General features: G+C 41.7%; 20 protein-coding genes and 1 other RNA gene. 12 read left to right on the top strand and 9 right to left on the bottom strand.

The features are described from left to right. Positions 1 to 278: 278 nt before the first annotated feature. Complete coding sequence (locus tag KFT32_RS13235; protein ID WP_211747681.1) at positions 279 to 512, bottom strand: hypothetical protein; 234 nt, start codon at positions 510 to 512, stop codon at positions 279 to 281. Between the two features lie 163 nt (positions 513 to 675). Here KFT32_RS13235 and KFT32_RS13230 point away from each other — a divergent pair, with 163 nt between their 5' ends. From KFT32_RS13230 to pfkA, 3 genes are all read left to right on the top strand, one after another. After that, entirely contained in the window at positions 676 to 873 is a 198-nt protein-coding gene (locus tag KFT32_RS13230) for a cold shock domain-containing protein (protein WP_160033010.1), read from the top strand. A 336-nt stretch (positions 874 to 1,209) separates the two neighbouring features. Further along, positions 1,210 to 2,244: a tetraprenyl-beta-curcumene synthase family protein gene (locus KFT32_RS13225; protein ID WP_211747705.1), complete on the top strand. Its 1,035-nt coding sequence runs from the start codon at positions 1,210 to 1,212 to the stop codon at positions 2,242 to 2,244. Between the two features lie 15 nt (positions 2,245 to 2,259). Next, positions 2,260 to 3,231 (top strand): 6-phosphofructokinase, encoded by a 972-nt coding sequence (gene pfkA, locus KFT32_RS13220; RefSeq protein WP_211747680.1) that lies wholly within the window; start codon positions 2,260 to 2,262, stop codon positions 3,229 to 3,231. A gap of 63 nt (positions 3,232 to 3,294) precedes the next feature. Here the strand turns inward: pfkA and KFT32_RS13215 are convergent, their stop codons facing one another. From KFT32_RS13215 to KFT32_RS13205, 3 genes are all read right to left on the bottom strand, one after another. After that, positions 3,295 to 4,653, bottom strand: coding sequence for an MATE family efflux transporter (locus KFT32_RS13215; protein WP_211747679.1), 1,359 nt, complete (start codon positions 4,651 to 4,653; stop codon positions 3,295 to 3,297). A gap of 178 nt (positions 4,654 to 4,831) precedes the next feature. Beyond that, the gene (locus tag KFT32_RS13210; protein ID WP_211747704.1) at positions 4,832 to 5,020 is read right to left on the bottom strand and encodes a hypothetical protein; all 189 of its coding nucleotides are present in this window, start codon (positions 5,018 to 5,020) and stop codon (positions 4,832 to 4,834) included. A gap of 186 nt (positions 5,021 to 5,206) precedes the next feature. Beyond that, the gene (locus KFT32_RS13205) at positions 5,207 to 6,028 is read right to left on the bottom strand and encodes a YitT family protein (RefSeq protein ID WP_211747678.1); all 822 of its coding nucleotides are present in this window, start codon (positions 6,026 to 6,028) and stop codon (positions 5,207 to 5,209) included. Between the two features lie 322 nt (positions 6,029 to 6,350). Here KFT32_RS13205 and cshA point away from each other — a divergent pair, with 322 nt between their 5' ends. After that, positions 6,351 to 7,964: a degradosome RNA helicase CshA gene (cshA, locus tag KFT32_RS13200; RefSeq protein WP_211747677.1), complete on the top strand. Its 1,614-nt coding sequence runs from the start codon at positions 6,351 to 6,353 to the stop codon at positions 7,962 to 7,964. A 47-nt stretch (positions 7,965 to 8,011) separates the two neighbouring features. On the opposite strand, the gene KFT32_RS27445 is transcribed toward cshA, so the two are convergent. Continuing rightward, positions 8,012 to 8,146 carry a hypothetical protein gene (locus KFT32_RS27445; protein ID WP_283246432.1) on the bottom strand — a complete coding sequence of 45 codons (135 nt, stop codon included), beginning with the start codon at positions 8,144 to 8,146 and terminating at the stop codon, positions 8,012 to 8,014. A 423-nt stretch (positions 8,147 to 8,569) separates the two neighbouring features. Between KFT32_RS27445 and KFT32_RS13195 the strand changes: the two genes are divergently transcribed. The 3 genes from KFT32_RS13195 to KFT32_RS13185 all read left to right on the top strand — a co-directional run bounded on the left by KFT32_RS13195 (position 8,570) and on the right by KFT32_RS13185 (position 10,233). Then, positions 8,570 to 9,349, top strand: a complete 780-nt coding sequence (locus KFT32_RS13195) for a YesL family protein (protein ID WP_211747676.1) — start codon at positions 8,570 to 8,572, stop codon at positions 9,347 to 9,349. 71 nt (positions 9,350 to 9,420) lie between these two features. After that, positions 9,421 to 9,611: non-coding RNA, 6S RNA (gene ssrS / locus KFT32_RS13190), on the top strand. A 226-nt stretch (positions 9,612 to 9,837) separates the two neighbouring features. Beyond that, positions 9,838 to 10,233 (top strand): DUF1499 domain-containing protein, encoded by a 396-nt coding sequence (locus tag KFT32_RS13185; RefSeq protein ID WP_211747675.1) that lies wholly within the window; start codon positions 9,838 to 9,840, stop codon positions 10,231 to 10,233. Positions 10,234 to 10,281: 48 nt separating this feature from the next. On the opposite strand, the gene tpx is transcribed toward KFT32_RS13185, so the two are convergent. Next, the gene (tpx, locus tag KFT32_RS13180; protein WP_211747674.1) at positions 10,282 to 10,800 is read right to left on the bottom strand and encodes a thiol peroxidase; all 519 of its coding nucleotides are present in this window, start codon (positions 10,798 to 10,800) and stop codon (positions 10,282 to 10,284) included. A gap of 101 nt (positions 10,801 to 10,901) precedes the next feature. Between tpx and KFT32_RS13175 the strand changes: the two genes are divergently transcribed. Both KFT32_RS13175 and gltC read left to right on the top strand, forming a co-directional pair. Continuing rightward, positions 10,902 to 11,522, top strand: coding sequence for a rhomboid family intramembrane serine protease (locus KFT32_RS13175; protein WP_211747673.1), 621 nt, complete (start codon positions 10,902 to 10,904; stop codon positions 11,520 to 11,522). Positions 11,523 to 11,610: 88 nt separating this feature from the next. Then, the gene (gltC, locus tag KFT32_RS13170) at positions 11,611 to 12,522 is read left to right on the top strand and encodes a glutamate biosynthesis transcriptional regulator GltC (protein WP_211747672.1); all 912 of its coding nucleotides are present in this window, start codon (positions 11,611 to 11,613) and stop codon (positions 12,520 to 12,522) included. 21 nt (positions 12,523 to 12,543) lie between these two features. Here the strand turns inward: gltC and KFT32_RS13165 are convergent, their stop codons facing one another. Both KFT32_RS13165 and KFT32_RS13160 read right to left on the bottom strand, forming a co-directional pair. After that, a complete protein-coding gene (locus KFT32_RS13165; protein ID WP_211747671.1) occupies positions 12,544 to 13,218 on the bottom strand; it encodes a zinc metallopeptidase in 675 nt (224 codons plus the stop codon). A gap of 30 nt (positions 13,219 to 13,248) precedes the next feature. Next, the gene (locus KFT32_RS13160; RefSeq protein ID WP_211747703.1) at positions 13,249 to 13,677 is read right to left on the bottom strand and encodes a MerR family transcriptional regulator; all 429 of its coding nucleotides are present in this window, start codon (positions 13,675 to 13,677) and stop codon (positions 13,249 to 13,251) included. 276 nt (positions 13,678 to 13,953) lie between these two features. Between KFT32_RS13160 and KFT32_RS13155 the strand changes: the two genes are divergently transcribed. The 3 genes from KFT32_RS13155 (at position 13,954) to KFT32_RS13145 (ending at position 17,228) form a co-directional block, all read left to right on the top strand. After that, positions 13,954 to 15,312 (top strand): ammonium transporter, encoded by a 1,359-nt coding sequence (locus tag KFT32_RS13155; protein ID WP_349304905.1) that lies wholly within the window; start codon positions 13,954 to 13,956, stop codon positions 15,310 to 15,312. A 93-nt stretch (positions 15,313 to 15,405) separates the two neighbouring features. Further along, positions 15,406 to 16,494: a DUF294 nucleotidyltransferase-like domain-containing protein gene (locus KFT32_RS13150; RefSeq protein ID WP_249435862.1), complete on the top strand. Its 1,089-nt coding sequence runs from the start codon at positions 15,406 to 15,408 to the stop codon at positions 16,492 to 16,494. Beyond that, positions 16,491 to 17,228: an exonuclease domain-containing protein gene (locus tag KFT32_RS13145; RefSeq protein WP_211747669.1), complete on the top strand. Its 738-nt coding sequence runs from the start codon at positions 16,491 to 16,493 to the stop codon at positions 17,226 to 17,228. The genes KFT32_RS13150 and KFT32_RS13145 overlap by 4 nt, the downstream gene beginning before the upstream one ends. On the opposite strand, the gene KFT32_RS13140 is transcribed toward KFT32_RS13145, so the two are convergent. Beyond that, positions 17,214 to 17,645, bottom strand: a complete 432-nt coding sequence (locus tag KFT32_RS13140) for a M67 family metallopeptidase (protein ID WP_211747668.1) — start codon at positions 17,643 to 17,645, stop codon at positions 17,214 to 17,216. The two genes, KFT32_RS13145 and KFT32_RS13140, sit on opposite strands and share 15 nt — an antisense overlap. Positions 17,646 to 17,753 lie beyond the last annotated feature (108 nt).

The following is a 17,753-nucleotide window of genomic DNA, read 5'->3' as shown; positions in this document are numbered from 1 at the left end:
ATGTAAAGGCACTAACGCGTAGTATGACCGTTCTGGCAATGAAATATTTGAAAGGGAGTAGCCGGCAGAAAACAGTTAATGTTCAGCCGGTTAGCTACCCATTGTAAACATGCTGTAAATAATAAGGAAGAACGCGAATGAAATCATTAGAATAGAAGCTATGGCAAGTGGCCTCCGAAGCCTTTGGGGGACTGAGTCCCTTTTCATAATGAGGACAACACCGAGCAGGAAGGCAGAAACAATAAAGATAAGAATATTGCTGCTGGCACCCATAATTTTTATACCTCTTTGAAAGCGGCCATAATTTCAGCCCATTCTTCTTCGTTATTTACATAATCTTCTTTAGGAAAACGATTCTTAGCCCAATGCATAAGAGCAGGTCTGCTCATAAATGTATGAGTATCTTCGCCCCATTGATCTGAAATTTCACGAAGGACAAGATAGCGGCCTTGTACTTCTACTGTCATCATATTCCATTTGTCTTTTTTATATATTTGATGTTTTTTAATCATATGCATTTCTCCATTTGCGGTTTTGGTAAAATGATACCTTACCCAGGTGTCAGAAGCAAATTATTTTACGGTTTTGATCAAAACAATAATTGCATTGTAAATACTTATGCAGTATAATATAGACATTCGCCATAGATGGCGGTATTTTTAGGAGGTTGTTCATTTGAAAGGTACAGTTAAATGGTTTAATGCAGAAAAAGGTTATGGTTTTCTTCAAGTTGAAGGCGGCGACGATGTATTCGTTCACTTCTCCGCAATTCAAGGAGACGGCTTCAAAACTCTAGAAGAAGGTCAAGCGGTTGAATTCGAAATTACTGATGGTAACCGTGGTCCTCAAGCAGCTAACGTAATCAAACTGTAAGAATATTTCCGTACTTATCGGATTTCTTATACAAGTTTGTTGAATCGTGTAATGAGAGCGCAGTTTTCCCGAAAGGGGAACTGCGCTTTTTTTGGTTTTTCTGTGATTATATTCACACATGTTCACCTGATATATATGATAAAAAATGGACAGAGTGGAAATGATAGATCAAATATAAGTAACGTGACTTAGTTTATTTGTACAAAATGGTATGTCATATTATAATGGGAAGTGGTTTGAACAGGTATGAATATGTAAAGAACAAAGTGGAGGCACCGTCATTTGATTAACCAAAAACAAAGTAATCGTAATGTTCCACGGGGGCCCATCGGACTAATGAACCGGGTGTATAGGCATATTTTCCCGGGGGCAAGACATGAGCTTAGTCAGATTAAAATGAGAGCAGAACAGATTCCAGACCCGGAGCTTAGAACACAGGCACTCGCCAGTATTGCAAGCAAACAGTTTCACTGCGAAGGAGGCTCGATTTATGCAGCCGCCAATTTGCCGATGAAGGATATTCTTATTCCGCTCATCGTATCGTACCAAACGATTAGTGATTATTTGGATAATTTATGCGATCGAAGCACTTCCATGGATGCCGAAGATTTTAGGCTGCTACATAAATCGATGCTTGACGCGGTTAATCCTGACGCGGAATTAGTAAATTATTATGCGCTTCGTAAGGAACAAGAAGATGAGGGGTATCTGCATAGTCTTGTGTTGACCTGTCAATCCTGCTTAAGGAAGTTGCCAGGGTATCCCATTGTTAAATCTTATGTACAGGATTTAGCAGGGCTTTATGTAGACTTACAAGTATACAAGCATATTAAGCCTGAACTTCGTGAAGAAGCTTTACTCCATTGGTGGGAACTTCATAAGCATCGTACCCCATTGCTGCATTGGAATGAATTTGCAGCAGCTACGGGTTCCACACTAGGAGTATTCATGCTGTTTCTTGCTGCTACAGACCCGCATCTTGATGATGATGGAGCTTCCGCAATCCATGCATCCTATTTTCCGCATGTGACAGGGCTACACATCATGCTTGATTATTTAATCGATCAGGAGGAAGACAGACAGGGTGGAGATCTTAACTTTTGTAACTATTACGAAAGTGAGAATGAGATGATCGAGCGAATAGCCTATATTGTCGATGAAGCACGTGAAGACGTTTCGCATATCCCTGCAAGTTCTTTTCACCGGATGATTATTGAAGGACTGCTTGCACTATATCTGACTGATCCTAAGGTCAGCGAGCAGCAGGAGGTTCGTTCCGTTTCCAAAAGATTACTGAGAAACAGCCCATTAACTAGACGCTTTTTCTTGGCAAACTCCAAATGGATTCGTAAACATATGTATGAGAAATAAGAGGAGGAAATCATCATGTCAGCAGTCAAAAAAATAGCAGTATTAACTAGTGGAGGAGACTCTCAAGGAATGAACGCGGCTGTCCGTGCCGTGGTTCGTAGTGGTCTCTATTTCGGTTTAGAAGTGTTTGGTATACAGCGGGGCTACCAAGGACTTTTGAACAATGATATTCGTCAAATGGATCTTCGCAGCGTAGGAGATATTATTCAGCGCGGAGGAACGGTTCTGCAATCTGCACGTTGTAAAGAATTTATGACGGCTGAAGGACAACAAAAAGGTGCAAATATTTTGAATGAGCGCGGTATTGACGGTCTTGTCGTTATTGGTGGAGATGGGTCTTACCAAGGAGCTAACAAACTGAGTAAGTTGGGGATCAAAACAATGGCATTGCCGGGTACGATCGACAATGATATTTCGTTCACGGATTACACAATCGGTTTTGATACAGCAACAAGTATTGTTGTTGATGCAATTAATAAACTTCGTGACACGATGTCTTCCCATGAGCGTTCTTCCATCGTTGAAGTTATGGGTCGTCATTGCGGAGATATCGCACTTCATGCAGGCCTTGCGTCCGGTGCAGAAACGATTCTTGTTCCTGAAGTTCCGTTTGACATGGACGAAGTTGCAAACCGGATGAAATCAAACTTTGAACACGGCAAACGTCATAGTATCATCGTCGTAGCTGAAGGTGTTGGCAAGGGCGAAGATGTAGCTAAAGAAATCATGGAACGCTGTCCTACTTATGAGCCACGTGTAACGGTTCTGGGTCATATTCAGCGCGGTGGAACACCGACTCCTTTTGACCGTAATCTGGCTAGCCGTCTAGGCGACTTTGCAGTTCGTAAATTGATTGAAGGAGAGTCCGATAAAGCTTGCGGTATTATTAACAATCAGTTGACTCTTACGGACATTGATCTTGTAGTAAATACAAAAAAATCCATAGATATGGATTTGTATGAACTTGCACTTCGACTTTCCCAATAGCAAAAAGAAAAAGCTGCTTCGTGAATACCGATCGGTAAACATGAATCAGCTTTTTTATTTTGATTAGTTTTGTAGTTTTACATTGTATTTTTGTTGCATCTTTAGAAGACGCCATAGCAGTGCTATTGCCCCGAAACCAAGACCAATAATTAAACCGATCCAATAACCATACGGCCCAAGGCTTGAGTAAGTTGCTGTTATAAATCCAACAGGAAGTCCGATAATCCAAAAAGCAACAAAGGTAATAATAAATGCAGGGGTAACATCTTTATACCCGCGGAGTGCACCTTGTACTGGTGTAGCCACAGCATCAGAAATTTGGAAGAAGATAGCATAGACTAGGAAATGCTGAATAAGTCCGATGACAACGGCATCCGTAGAATAAATGCCTGCTACCTGTCGGCCAAAAACGATAAGAACCACAGCGGTGAGTAGTGATAAGGTAACGGCACTACCTATGCCAATTTTGCTGTACTTCTTCGCATCCTGAAGCCGTTTCGCCCCTACCTCAAAACCAACCAGAATAGTCAGTGACATACTGATGCTGAGAGGGATCATATATAGGGTAGAAGCAAAATTCAAAGCTGCTTGATGAGCTGCAATCGTTGCTGTATCAAATCTGCTCATAAGGAGCGTTACAGCCGAGAAGACAGAGGTTTCAAAAAATATAGCGAATCCGATAGGGATGCCGATCGTCAGCAGTTCCCTCCATTTTCTTATAGAAGGTCCATGAAACTTTTGGAATATTCCATACTTGGCAAAGGGCTGAATGCGATGAACAACGAATATGGAAATCAAAAAAATGACCCAATAGGTGATGGCTGAAGCAATACCTGCACCGACCCCGCCAAGACGAGGAAAACCTAGATTACCAAAGATAAGCAAGTAGTTTAGCAAGATATTGATTGGCAAAGAGATGAGAGTAATGATCATGGTTACCCTCGTTTGACCTAGAGAATCCATAAAGTTACGAAGAACCGAGTATCCGAAGAGTGGGATAATTCCAAAAGAAATGGCGCAAAGGAAATCGTAAGCAACATTTCGAACACGTTCTTCAAGACTCATAAATTCTAGAATCGGGCCAATGACTAAACTGCCGGCAATGAGAACGAGAATAGCGATAGCAATGGCAAAATAAAGGGCCTGCATGACATTGAAACGGACTTCGTTTTTGCGGCCACTACCTACTAACTGAGACACAATAGGAGTGATCCCCATGAGGATACCACTAAGTCCTGTTTGAATGGGAATCCAAAGGCTTGTTCCGATGGCTACTCCTGCTAAATCCTTGGGACTGAAATGTCCTGACATGTTGGTGTCAAAGAAAGTGATTGCAGATAAAGATATTTGCGTGACGAGTATAGGAAGCAAGATGATTAGGAATTGCTTCCATTTTTGCGGTGTAGTAAAAGTTTGATTCATGTCTGATATTCTCCATCTTTTGCTAATAAATTCGTGTTTTGCACACAAAGAAATATTCTAATGGAAGCTTCCTTGTTTGAACAGCGTAATTTCTTGTAAAAGAAAACAATGGGTTAAAACATAATAAAAAAACCGCTATTTCCGAAAAAAAATCCGGTATAACGGCTGCGTAACGGTTTTATTGTAAATACATATTGTCCTGCTGTTCACAAATGCTGTACTGAATTATTTCCATGGCATCTTCTGGTTCCAGAATACCGAATCCATCCCGTAGCACAATTAACGAATTGAGTTCATTTTGTCTTAGAGTTGGGAGCATTTCTGGAAACCATTTCATGACGATTTCAGACAGTTTTACTCTTTCCATTTCCACAAATAATCACCCTTTCCTCACTTAGAATCATTCAGCAAAGAATCATTCATTGCCCGGAAAAGCCATGTGCTTTGGTGAAATTACGGATAGACAAGATAAGCTCTAAGAACTCAGTTGCTATAGCGGGTATGCATTCATAGTATACCACAATGACTTGAAATATTACACTTGACAAACACCCTAATTTTTCCTGAAAGAACCCATAATTCCGACTGTTTCCACAATGTTAACAAATGCTTTTGGATCAGTCTCCTTAATGATTTGCCTTATTTCATCCAACTCATATTTGGTTGTTACGGTCATGAGCATATCTTTCTCATGATCAGTGAAGGCACCTTGCGTTTTGATTTTGGTTACTCCTCGCTGTCTTGGTAACAATTCTTTGAGCATGATATCTGCTTCATTGGTAACGATAAATAAGGTCACCTTCACATGCCCGATATGAATGAGATCTACAACTTTACCAGTAATGTAAATGGATAGAACAGAGATTAACGCAATATTCCAATCATCAAACAAATACCCAGCTAGCATAATGATAATCCCGTTCATAAACGCCATAACGGTACCAACAGGAAAATCACGGAATTTTGTAATAATGGAAGCAACGATATCCAGACCACCTGAAGATCCTCCTGCCCTGAATGCAAGACCCGTCCCGCCTCCAATGAGAACTCCTCCGAACACAGAGGATAAGAGGGGATCTTCTACAACGGGGGTTACTGGAACGAGATTTAGCAACCAGGTCGTCGCAATAACATTCACGATACTAAAGCTGATAAATCTTCTTCCGAGCAGGAACCAACCGGCGATAAGAAGCGGAATGTTAAAAGCAAAGTACATGAAATTGAAATTCAAACTGGTAAAATATCCTATCAGCATGGATACACCAGAAATGCCCCCACTTAACAGCTCGTGAGGGATTAAAAACAGGTTAAAACCTGCTGCAATGATGGCTCCGCCAATAATTACTAGTGCGGATTTTGTAAGTAATTTAAGCACATTTTCACCTCGATAATGATTCATAGTATAATGCTAGCTGGTAATTGTAAATTGTTTTGTGATATAATAGTGATTGGATGTTCTTGAGTAGGTCGCTTTTTTCGGAAAAGCATGTTTTGTTTTCAGCAAGTTTCAATTAAACATCATATGTAGTTTAGACGATTGGAGAGAGAAAGTATTCTCTTTATATTGAAAAATGTGAAATCGTGCAGTGAAACTGTTGCAGGATGAAACAGCCAATAAATGTAACGCTACTTAAGAATACAGATAACGAAGTGGATTTGTCCACATGTCCACCATATAAGAAGGAGTTTGAAAAAATTTGACAACTTTCTCAGAATTTAATTTGGAACCTAAGGTTCTACAAGCTATTACAGAACTAGGATTCGAAGAGGCAACACCAATACAATCCAAATCAATCCCACTCGCATTAGGCGGTAGCGATTTGATCGGACAAGCACAGACAGGTACGGGTAAAACAGCTGCATTCGGTATTCCGTTGATCAGCAAAATCTCCAAAACAGATGAAAAAATTCGCGCACTGATCATGGCTCCAACACGTGAGCTTGCTATCCAAGTAGCAGAAGAAATCGAGAAACTTTCCCGTTTTAAAGGAATCCGCACTCTTCCAATCTACGGCGGTCAAGATATTGTTCGCCAAATTCGCGCTCTAAAAAAGAAACCACAAGTTATTATCGGTACACCAGGTCGTTTGCTTGACCATATCAACCGTAAAACAATCAAGCTTGAAGACGTGCAAACTGTCGTTCTTGACGAAGCAGATGAAATGCTCGACATGGGTTTCATGGAGGATATTCAATCTATCCTGAAACAAGTTCCAGACGATCGTCAAACGATGTTGTTCTCGGCTACAATGCCTCCTAACATTCAAAAGCTTGCTCAACAATTCTTGAAGAATCCAGAGCATGTATCGGTTATTCCTAAACAAGTCAGCGCACCTCTTATCGATCAATCGTATATCGAAGTACCAGAACGTCAAAAATTTGACGCACTGAGTCGTTTGCTTGATATGGAATCTCCTGAGCTTGCTATCGTGTTTGGTCGTACTAAACGCCGTGTTGATGAGCTTGCAGAAGCTTTGCAAAAACGTGGGTACTCTGCAGATGGTCTTCATGGTGACCTTTCTCAGAATCAACGTGACGCAGTTATGCGTAAGTTCCGTGACGGTAGCATCGATGTACTCGTAGCTACAGACGTTGCTGCTCGTGGACTTGACGTTTCTGGCGTAACACATGTAGTTAACTTTGACCTTCCGCAAGATCCTGAGAGCTATGTTCACCGTATCGGTCGTACAGGCCGTGCAGGTAAAGAAGGTGCAGCTTGGTCATTCGTTACTCCTCGTGAGATCGATCATTTGCATTTCATTGAGCGTGTTACACGTCACCGTATTCCACGTAAGCCACTTCCTACACTTGCAGAGGCAATTGAAGGTAAGCAACGTGTAACTGCAGAGCGTCTTCTTGAAATTGTTCAAGACGGCGAACTGAATGAATACAAAGGCATCGCTATTCAAATGCTTGAGCAGTATGATTCTGTTCAACTTTTGTCCGCAGCGCTTAAACTTTTGACAGGCGACAAAAAAGATGCAGCTGTTGAACTTACACCTGAGGATCCAATTCGTGCTAAACGTCGTAAACCAGACGTTCGTTCAAGCGGACGTAAACCATCTGGCGGTTATGGTGGTAATCGCAGCGGCGGAAGCAGCGGCGGATACAACCGTGGCGGTGGAAGCAGTAATAGCAGAGGTGGATATAGCGGCGGTGGACGCAAAGAAGGCGGATATAACCGTGACCGTGATCGTGATCGTAAACCACGTTCATACAGCAGCAATAACAATACTGGCAGCAGTAACAACAGTAATAACAATAGTGGAGATCGCAGACCTAGTCGTCGTGAAGATTCTTCATTCGAATAATATACAAAAAGAAGACGAAGCATATTATGCTTCGTCTTTTCTGTTTATTAACAGAAGAATATTTTGGAGATGATTACAAGCAAGATGAACAACACAAGAATTGTACCAGTGGAGTACCAATCGAAACCGCCAGTACCGCAACCTCCAGTAATACCACCAACAGGACCACAGTCGTAAGACATAGCAATTCACCTCCTTGCATATGAGAAGCTGCTTTGCTTTCGAACTACACGTTATCCTATGGCCCGATTGCCAGAAATGATTAGACCGATGCCCACAAGGGATATAAATAGGTTGTTATCATTTTATTTAGCATAATGTGCATATTTCTTTCAATACTATGGCTTAGATTTCATCTATACCCTAGCTTTTCATTATAGTTATGCGGTATAGTTAGTAGTAGATATCAAGACTTTACTCTGGATTTTCTGAGCCGGTTATTTACATTATGAATGGCTATGTTTGCTGACAGAGCTGCGTCTTGCTTGCATTCAGACATAATATAAAGTGCTACCCGGAATCCGTAAAATCCGCATCTAAGATGATGCATGTGGTAAAATGCCTATGTAATGGGAGTTTCCCCATGTGTAAGGAGGAGAATAATTTTGGAGTTCAAGGGAGCAATGGGAGGCTTATACCGCCTTACTGAATGGATTACCAGATTTGCTGGATCAAACCTTTTATGGGTGCTTTGTGCTTCACCGTTCTTTTTCTTTGTAATTGTTAAGATACTAGTGATGGGTCAAGGGATGACGAATGAATCAATTCAAATGAACTGGGCCATAGCTATTGTGGCACCGTTTACATTTTTCCCTGCAACCACTGCTTTGTTCAACGTTGTTCGTAAATGGGTAATGGGGGATACTGATGTTCCCGTGTTCAAAACTTATTTTACGGGGTACAAAGAAAACTATAAGCAAAGTATGATCGGTGGACTTTTCTACACCCTGCTGTTTGTTATTATGTATCTCGATTACACCGTGTACATGACGCAATTTGAGAATCTGCAGCTGGTCGGTATTATTATGCTGATTCTACTGTTGTTGCTTGGTGTATCTATGTTTAACTTCTTTTCAATGGTAGTTCATTATCACATGTCAATTGGAATGATACTTAAAAATGCAGTGCTTATTACGCTGATTCGTCCTTTCCGAGTATTCTCCACACTCCTTGGAGCAGGGCTGTTATGCTATATTGGTGCACAGTATCCGGCGTTATTCTTTTTCTTTATTGGCAGCGTAATTGCCTGGTTCGCTTTCTTTAACTTCTATGCTACCTTCACGAAAATGCAGGAGCAGATGGAGAAGATGCAAGCAGCAGAGGCAGAAAAAGAAGAAGGGGAGCAAGAGGAGTTGTCCCCTAGTTCTCGCACAGATATGAAATAAGAAGAGTCGTGATTTTTAGCATATTCTGTTTTAATGTTTACTTTTACATGGAATAGCGCTATAATTGTTTCTACATCCTGCGATGTTCGTATCGGTTATTCGTTGTTTTTGAACCAATGACTATGTCTCGGGAGATCTAACGAGGTGCGGCTGAAAAGCCCTGTCTATATGACATGGGGACTTCATAACCAGCTCTGCGGTCACCCACCTGCTATCGCAGGTTCAGAAGACAATATAATCGGACGGCATTTGCGGGAATCCTTTTTTGGATTACATTAGAAACATCTCTCACGTACTCTTTACTGAGTGCTTTTGAGGTGTTTTTTTAGTTTCATAAAAGTAAGTAGACTGCAGCTCTTAGGTCCCCTTACGGATATGGATTTGGATGTTATTACATACGTTTTGTGCTGCTCTCTTTTGTTCTGTGATTTAGAATGTTACACTAGATATAGAAAAAAGGAACGGCTACATATAAAGGAGGAAGGGTCTTGTCACTCAAAAGAACACTCGTTGGTATTGTCCGCAGTATGGAGGGAACAAGCGATCGAGCTAAGGATCCAAAGATGAAGACACGTTACTATAACTTGTCAAGGGAGAAAGCTTGGGACGAAGTATCATCTCTGATGAAGAAAATTCCTGGTTATAAAGTTCTGCATGAAGTGCCTTCCGTTGGAGAAATTACGATGGAGAAACGGACTACATTTGGCCGCACACTCGATATTACAGTAACTGTAATTCAAGTGACGCCTGTTCGTACAGCTGTGGACATCTATTCTGCTTCAAAAGGTTCTTTAGGTGATCTTGGAGCGAATTATCGAATTATTCTTCAGATCTTTGATGTCATTGACAAGAAACTCGCCAAATATAAAGTGACAGGCGAATAAAATAAAAAGCGAGCAAGGACAAGTCCTCGTTCGCTTTTTTTGTTGCAATTAAAGCAGTTCCTTAACCGCTTGAATAGCTGCTTCATAGTTAGGTGGTTCTGACATTTCTGCCAGATACTCAACGTATGTAATTTTGTCATTTGCATCAAGGACAAAAATAGAACGCATATCGAGTTGGAATTCTTTAATAAGGACTCCGTATGCTTCGCCAAAGGATTTTGTTTTATAATCCGACAGGGTAACGACTTTATCTACCCCTGCGGCACCGCACCAACGAGACTGTGCGAATGGAAGATCCACACTCACCGTTAGAATAACTACGTTTTCGCCGAGAGATGCTGCTTCTTCGTTAAAACGGCGAGTCTGTGCATCGCATACGCCAGTATCAAGGGAAGGAACAACGCTGATTAGTTTGATTTTGCCTGCGTAATCAGAAAGAGTTGCTTCCATGAGTAGGTTTTTGTTTAATGTAAAGTCGGGGGCTTGATCACCCACCTTGAGTTCAGGTCCGATCAGTGTGAGAGGACTTCCTTTAAAAGTGGCTACGCCAGTACGTTCATGGGACATCTATATGTACCTCCTTGAGATTGGTGATCTTGTTACTTATCTATTATAATCGTATTAAGAAGTGTATGTCCAATGAAGGGCATTGATGGAAGGATGATGTTATGATTTTTTTGCGATATGAGAACTGGAAAGGGTACATAAAATATTATCCAATAACAACACTACTACTTGCTGCTAATGTGATCATGTTTATAGTTCTATTGTTCAATGGGGGATCAGAGGATCCGATCACGTTGCTGAAGTTTGGAGCACTAGCTAACATACCGCCTCTTAATGATGAATTGTGGCGCTTATTCGCATCCATGTTCCTTCACTCCGGATTCAGTCATTTATTCTTTAACTGTTTTGCTCTGTTAGTGTTTGCACCGCCGCTTGAAAGATTACTTGGTGCATGGAAATATGCATTGCTATATATTGCTAGTGGATTTATAGGAAATGTAATAACCCAGGGTTATTATAATAATCTATCGTCTCCAACTTTTTCGGTGGGAGCGTCCGGTGCAATATACGGTGTGTATGGTGCTTTTTTGTATATTGCTATTTTTCAGCGTAACAAGATGGATGAGGCCTCAAGAAAAATTTTGTATACGATCTTAGGGTTCGGTATTGTTTTCTCTTTGGGTGTTGCTGAAATCAATCTAGTCGCTCATTTTGGTGGACTTGTTGCCGGGTTCTTCATTTATGGATTGCTAATAAGATTATTTAAACAGAAGCATCGTTGATTCATTCGGGCTTGCATGATACAGTAGAGTCAAGAAGAGCATCCTTGGTATACTTGGATGGTTTTAGTAGATTGGAGCGATTAAACGAGTGGAACTACGACAGTTGCAGTACTTTTTAAAGGTTGCACAGAAAGAACACGTGACTCAGGCTGCGGAAGAGCTGCATGTAGCTCAATCCGCAGTGAGTCGCCAGATTCATCATCTTGAAGAAGAACTCGGAATCGACTTGTTCATGCAAAAGGGAAGGAACCTACAACTAACTCCTGTAGGGCAACTGTTCTGTAAAAGAGTAGAGGGAATTCTAAAGGATTTGGACCGAGCTGTGGGTGAAGTGCATGAATTTCTGGACCCGGAAAAAGGTGAAATTCGTATCGGTTTTCCGCATAGTCTGGGGATCCATCTTATTCCTTCTGTCGTTTCAGAGTTTAGAAAGCGTTATCCTAACGTGAAATTCAAGTTTAAGCAAGGAATGTATCCTACGTTGATTAGAGATGTTTTATCAGCTGAAGTGGATCTTGCTTTTATTTCCCCTTTCCCGGAGAAACATGAGCATATCGGTGGAGATGTGGTTCTTACTGAAGAGTTGTTTGCTATTCTGCCGCAAAATCATCCGCTCGCAGGAGAAGAGTCTATTCGACTGGATCAATTAAAGGAAGATAAATTTATTTTGTTCAGCAAAGGATATTCGCTTAGACCGATTGTATGGCATGCTTGTCTGGAGGCTGGATTTACTCCGAGGATTGCTTTTGAAGGTGAAGAGACAGATACGATTCGTGGTCTAGTTGCTGCAGGGATGGGCGTAAGCGTCCTGCCAGAAATGGCTTTGTTCCAAACGAATCCGCTTCAACCTGCTAGAGTGAAAATTTCAAGTCCTAGTGTTACTCGTTCTATTGGACTTATTCATCGGAATGATGAGAAGTTGCCGCTGGTAGCACAATCATTCCGCTCGTTTTTACTCGATTATTTTGGATTAGATCATAACAAAACCCCAGTCGATTAAGACTGGGGTTTCTTTTGCTAACTATTCACGGTTGCTGGTGAAGATCGCAATATAACGAACGAGTTCGAGCAAGGAGATCAAAGCAGCGGCAACATAGGTAAGAGCAGCAGCATTAAGTACTTTACCTACGCCACGTTCCTCATCCCGCTGGATGTAACCTTCTTGAACGATAATATCACGAGCACGGCTGCTTGCATTAAACTCTACCGGAAGGGTAATCAACTGAAATGCTACCATTACGGAGAAGAAGATGATTCCGAGTCCGACCAGGTTAAGTGCATTAAAGATAATTCCACCCAAAATCAGAAATGGTGCGATTCCCGATGCGAAGTTAACGACCGGGAAAATCTTATGGCGCAATACAAGCATCGGGTAATGTTCTTTGTGCTGAATTGCGTGACCTACCTCATGAGAAGCAACGGAGATAGCTGAAATGGATCTTTCGTAATAAACGGGCTCCGATAGACGAACGACACGGTGAATCGGATCGTAGTGGTCAGAAAGGGCGCCACGTACAGGTTCAATCGGTACATCTTGAAGACCGTTAGTATCGAGCATGTGTCTTGCAACATCATAGCCGGTCATACCTGTTGAACTTTCGACTTTTGACCATTTGTTAAATGTGCCTTTAACTCTAAATTGCGCCCAAATCGACAATATAAAGGCGGCAATAATAAGAACATATAAGAATCCCATATACATAACCTCCATACTTCTTGTGATTAACTACATCATGGAGCTTTCAAGCAAAATCTTCAGTGCTTCCATACAAGCAGCGCTTTTCGTTAATAAACCTGCAACGACTTTGCGCTGTTGGGTTGGTTTCATGTCTTGGAGGAGAGGCTTAAGTTCATTCATCTCGCGTTCAAGCTGCTCCACATGAATTTCCAGACTGTTGAGTTTGCTTGTAACTTGCTCATTCGAGGAAACGGAGCCCCACTTTTCTAAAGAATGTTTAATCTCATCGAGACTATACTTCTCTAGTTTCATCTGGATAATACGTTCGAGACGAGACAAGGTTTCATGATTGTACAATCTATAATTTTTTTGTGTACGTTGTTCTGGCGTAATTAGCCCGAGCTTCGTGTAATAGTCAATCGTACGTTCGCTTACACCGGCAGCTTTCGACAATTCACCGATTCGATACAGCTTCATATCCCCATCGAGAAACACTCACCTTTCCCTATTTCAATAAACAATATGATACATGATGGGGAACCGTACAGTCAAACGTTCCACTTTAAAGCTCATTATATGCACTTGTCCTAATATATAGTAATAAAAATCATGTTGAATTGTGAGCGCTCTCATGATGAAATAGTTCTTGTCAACCGATTAATATTCTGATTATAATATCAATGGAAGAAAGTTTTTCATATAATGTTATATAATGTAACACAAAATTGCTTCTACTTTAGAGGAGATCAGCTTGTGATCAAGAGGTGGGTATTTATTTTTTGTTCCATTTTTGTATTACTACCCTTAAGTTCAGCTTATGCATCAGATAACTTCACTCAAGATCAGCTAAGTAGGGGACTGAATTCAGTATTTGTTTTTGTAGCTATTGTGTTGGTATTTATGATGCAGGCGGGATTTGTTTTGCTTGAAGCCGGCTCTAGCCGAATGAGGAACGCAGGTCATATTGCGGGCAAAACAATTTTGACTATAGGCATCACAATCTTTTCGTTCTGGGCCATCGGGTTTGGGGTTGGTTTTGGTAACGGAAATGAATTTTTTGGAACCACCGGCTTCTTCTTGGGTAGCGATACACAAGACACCTCTTTTCGCTCATTGAATTATTCAGATGTACCGCTTGCCTTAAAATTTATGTTCCATCTATCTTTTGCTTCTGTGTCCTTAAGTATAGCTTGTGGAGGTATGGCAGAAAGAGCCAAGTTACACGTGTATGTCCTTTTTGGCCTCCTATATGTGATGTTCGTTTATCCGATGGTTGCACATTGGGTATGGGGAGGAGGATGGCTTACCAAGCTTGGAATGCAAGATTTTGCGGGTTCAACCGTAATCCATCTGACTGGGGCTACAGCGGCACTCGTGGCAACCTATTTGTTAAAACCAAGATTGGGTAAATATACGGATTATGGGAATGCGAGTCTTATGCCGGGGCATAACCAAGTGTTTACAGTAGTTGGGGTTATATTTTTGTGGATTGGCTGGTTTGGATTTAATCCGGGAAGTATGATGACTCCGCTGGAAGATGGTTTATTAGGATACGTTGCTCTTACGACCCAAATATCTGCTTCTGGAGGTGTGCTAGCATCATTTATCGTTACATGGATCCTGCTTGGTAAAGTAGAAATTAAAAGTATACTCAACGGTTTACTTGCAGCGCTTGTTGCTATCTCGGGATCTTGTGCATTTGTAGAGGTATGGGCTGCATTCCTCATCGGAACAGTGGCGGGTGTAATTACTTTTTTTGCAACAATAAAGCTAGAGCAGGCGGGACTTGATGATCCAATGAGTGCTTTTTCTGTACACGGAATTGCAGGGATGTGGGGGGCAATATCTACAGGACTTTTTGCAGCACCTGCTCAGGTTGAGAGAATAGGAATTGGAGAACGTGGATTGTTTTATGGCGGGGGTATTTTACAGTTAGGAATTCAGCTGCTTGGTCTTCTTGGTATCTTTGGTTTTGTTCTCATCATTTCTTTTGCTGTACTAGGGAGTATTAAAGCCTTAACTGGTATCAGAGTGACAGAGCAGGAAGAAATCACGGGACTCGATGTGAGCGAACACGGTACATACGGTTATCCCGAACAAATGAAATCATAGCTTAGCAATGACAACAAATAAAAATCGAATGTCACCTTCTCCATAAAAATAACATGATATGATGAAGGAGAACACGTCTAGGGGGACAGATCTATGGAACCTCTGAAATCGAAGGGCCAGGGCCCAATCTTGAGCGTTGATTTTATGAAGGATGTGAACTCAGTTTCCTCATTAAAGACAGCTCGAATGAAGAGACAAGAGGAGTTGCAGAATGTAATAGAAGAAATACCCTTACTTGACTGGTATCAGCTCGTTAATGAATTGCATGATGCAGTCGCACAGAAAGCAATTGAACTGACAGAAGGGCAAATGCTGGAAGATGGATTTGGTCACCCTCCTGTCTCTTATGCTTTCATCGTGTTTGGCAGTTCTGGCAGAGGAGAAGCAACGCTGTGGAGTGATCAAGATAATGGGATGATTATCAGCGACGAGGATCACCCAGAGAAGGAATGGTTCTTTACAGAATTTGGAATAAGACTGTCGAACATGCTAGAATCTGTAGGTTATGCCAAATGTGAGGGCAAAGTGATGTGTTCAGAGCCTTTGTGGAGAAGGACGATATCATCCTGGACCTTACAGCTGAGCGAGTGGGCAGATGACTTGAAATGGGAACCGGTACGTTATTTAATTATTGCTGCTGATATGAGACATGTAAGTGGAGAGGATGCTTTGTCAGAACGTTTCCGTGAATATTTCAGTTATTTGTTCGAATCCGTACCTGATCTAGCAGCTGCCGTACTTCGAAATACCGTGAAGCACAAAGCCACGTTAAATATCCTCGGTCAAGTGGTTAAAGAGCGTTTTGGAGAACATGCAGGTGGTTTTGATGTTAAATATGGTATGTATATACCGTTAGTAAACAGCGGTCGTTATTTAGCATTACAGCATGGATTGAAAGAGACGAACACGATGAACCGTTTAAATAAACTTGCTCGTCTTGAAGCTGCTCCTTCGCACCTCATTGAACAATGCGAAGATGCGTTTCTAATTGCACTTAGGCTCAGAAGAAGCACGCAGGTGAAAGATGATCAGGGTATATTATCGAGCAGTGGATATATTGATGAAGATCAACTAAGACAGCGAAATACGATGTATGAGCTTAGAGAAGGTTTGTCTGCTGTCAAAAAAGTGCACCGGAATTTACAGAGGCAACTTCGATTTGTGGAGAGGAGACGCACATGAAAGAGCCGGTAAGGGGCAACAGCGGTTTTTGGAACTCGTTCAGACAAGGTGGGGTGCCATCTGCAATCGCTTCAATGATTGGCGCCCCTACGGCACAGCAAATGGCGTTTCTTCGTTCTCTTATGAGGGAAAATCGCAGGCCAGAAGCACTCAGAACGCCCCTGGCTGAACTGGATGCGGTTGTATTTGACTTAGAGACGACAGGGTTTGCCCCGCAGCATGGGGATGAGATTTTATCGTTTGGAGCAGTTAGGGTTGTAGGTGGAGAAGTGAAGGAAGAGGAACAGTTCTACACCCTCGTGAAACCGAAGAAACACATCCCTGATCATATTACCGAACTTACTGGAATAACGACTGAGATGACTCAAGATGCTCCTCCGCTTCTGGAGGGGTTGCATGATTTCATGTCTTTTGTAGGTGGGAGGGTTCTAGTAGCTCATGCGAGTGCGCATGATAAATCTTTTCTGAATGCAGCCTTGTGGAAAACTTCAAAAGTCAGACTCAGTCACCGTGTAATTGATACGATGATGCTTGCAAGATGGCTTGAACCTCAGCGAAGTGGCTATGGGCTAGATGAATTACTTTACTCAAGGGGAATTCCCATTGAGGGGAGGCATCATGCGCTAGAAGATGCGATGATGACTGCACGCCTTTGGGGATGTTATCTAGACGATATATCCAGGATGGATGTGATCACTCTCTCTGATCTGTATTCACATCTAAGTCATGCGTAGCGTTGCAGGACGAAGACCGAAGCCACGATCTTGTTTGGTTACTTCGTAAGCTTTGAGCTCCATTGTATTGGAATCCAAAGTAAATCCGGCAATGAGATATATCTGAATCAACTCTCCGTAGGATTGCAGAGCATGTAGATCGGTAGCCGATGGGAGTGGGGCTGAGGATGGGTGAGTGTGAAACAGACCTACTAAATCGGGCGAAGTCATTAGATGGTGAACCCATGTAGCAGGATCAAGCTCAAAGTGATGTAAGGGGTCTGAAGCGATATTTTTAGCTGGAACTAGTGAATGGATGTGAAAAGACTGATTTATTAGGGGGGTCCCTAGCAAAAGGGCGCATTCTTCGTTAGGAAAGCCGGCATTAAAGAGGACTTCCATTTGCTTATAGATCTCAGCTGATAGTTGTATAAACATGAATGTAGCTCCTTGTACTCTTTTGAATATGAATCGTGCAGGCTCCTTTTTCAGAAAAGGGGCTTTTTTGTGATATAATTTACTTGTAAAAGGGTAGAATAATAACGA

The sequence above is a fragment of the Paenibacillus sp. Marseille-Q4541 genome (assembly GCF_018310695.1).
In the GTDB taxonomy this organism is placed as follows: domain Bacteria; phylum Bacillota; class Bacilli; order Paenibacillales; family Paenibacillaceae; genus Paenibacillus.
Note: the sequence above shows the minus strand (reverse complement) of the source record. Positions and strands in the feature narration are given on the sequence as shown.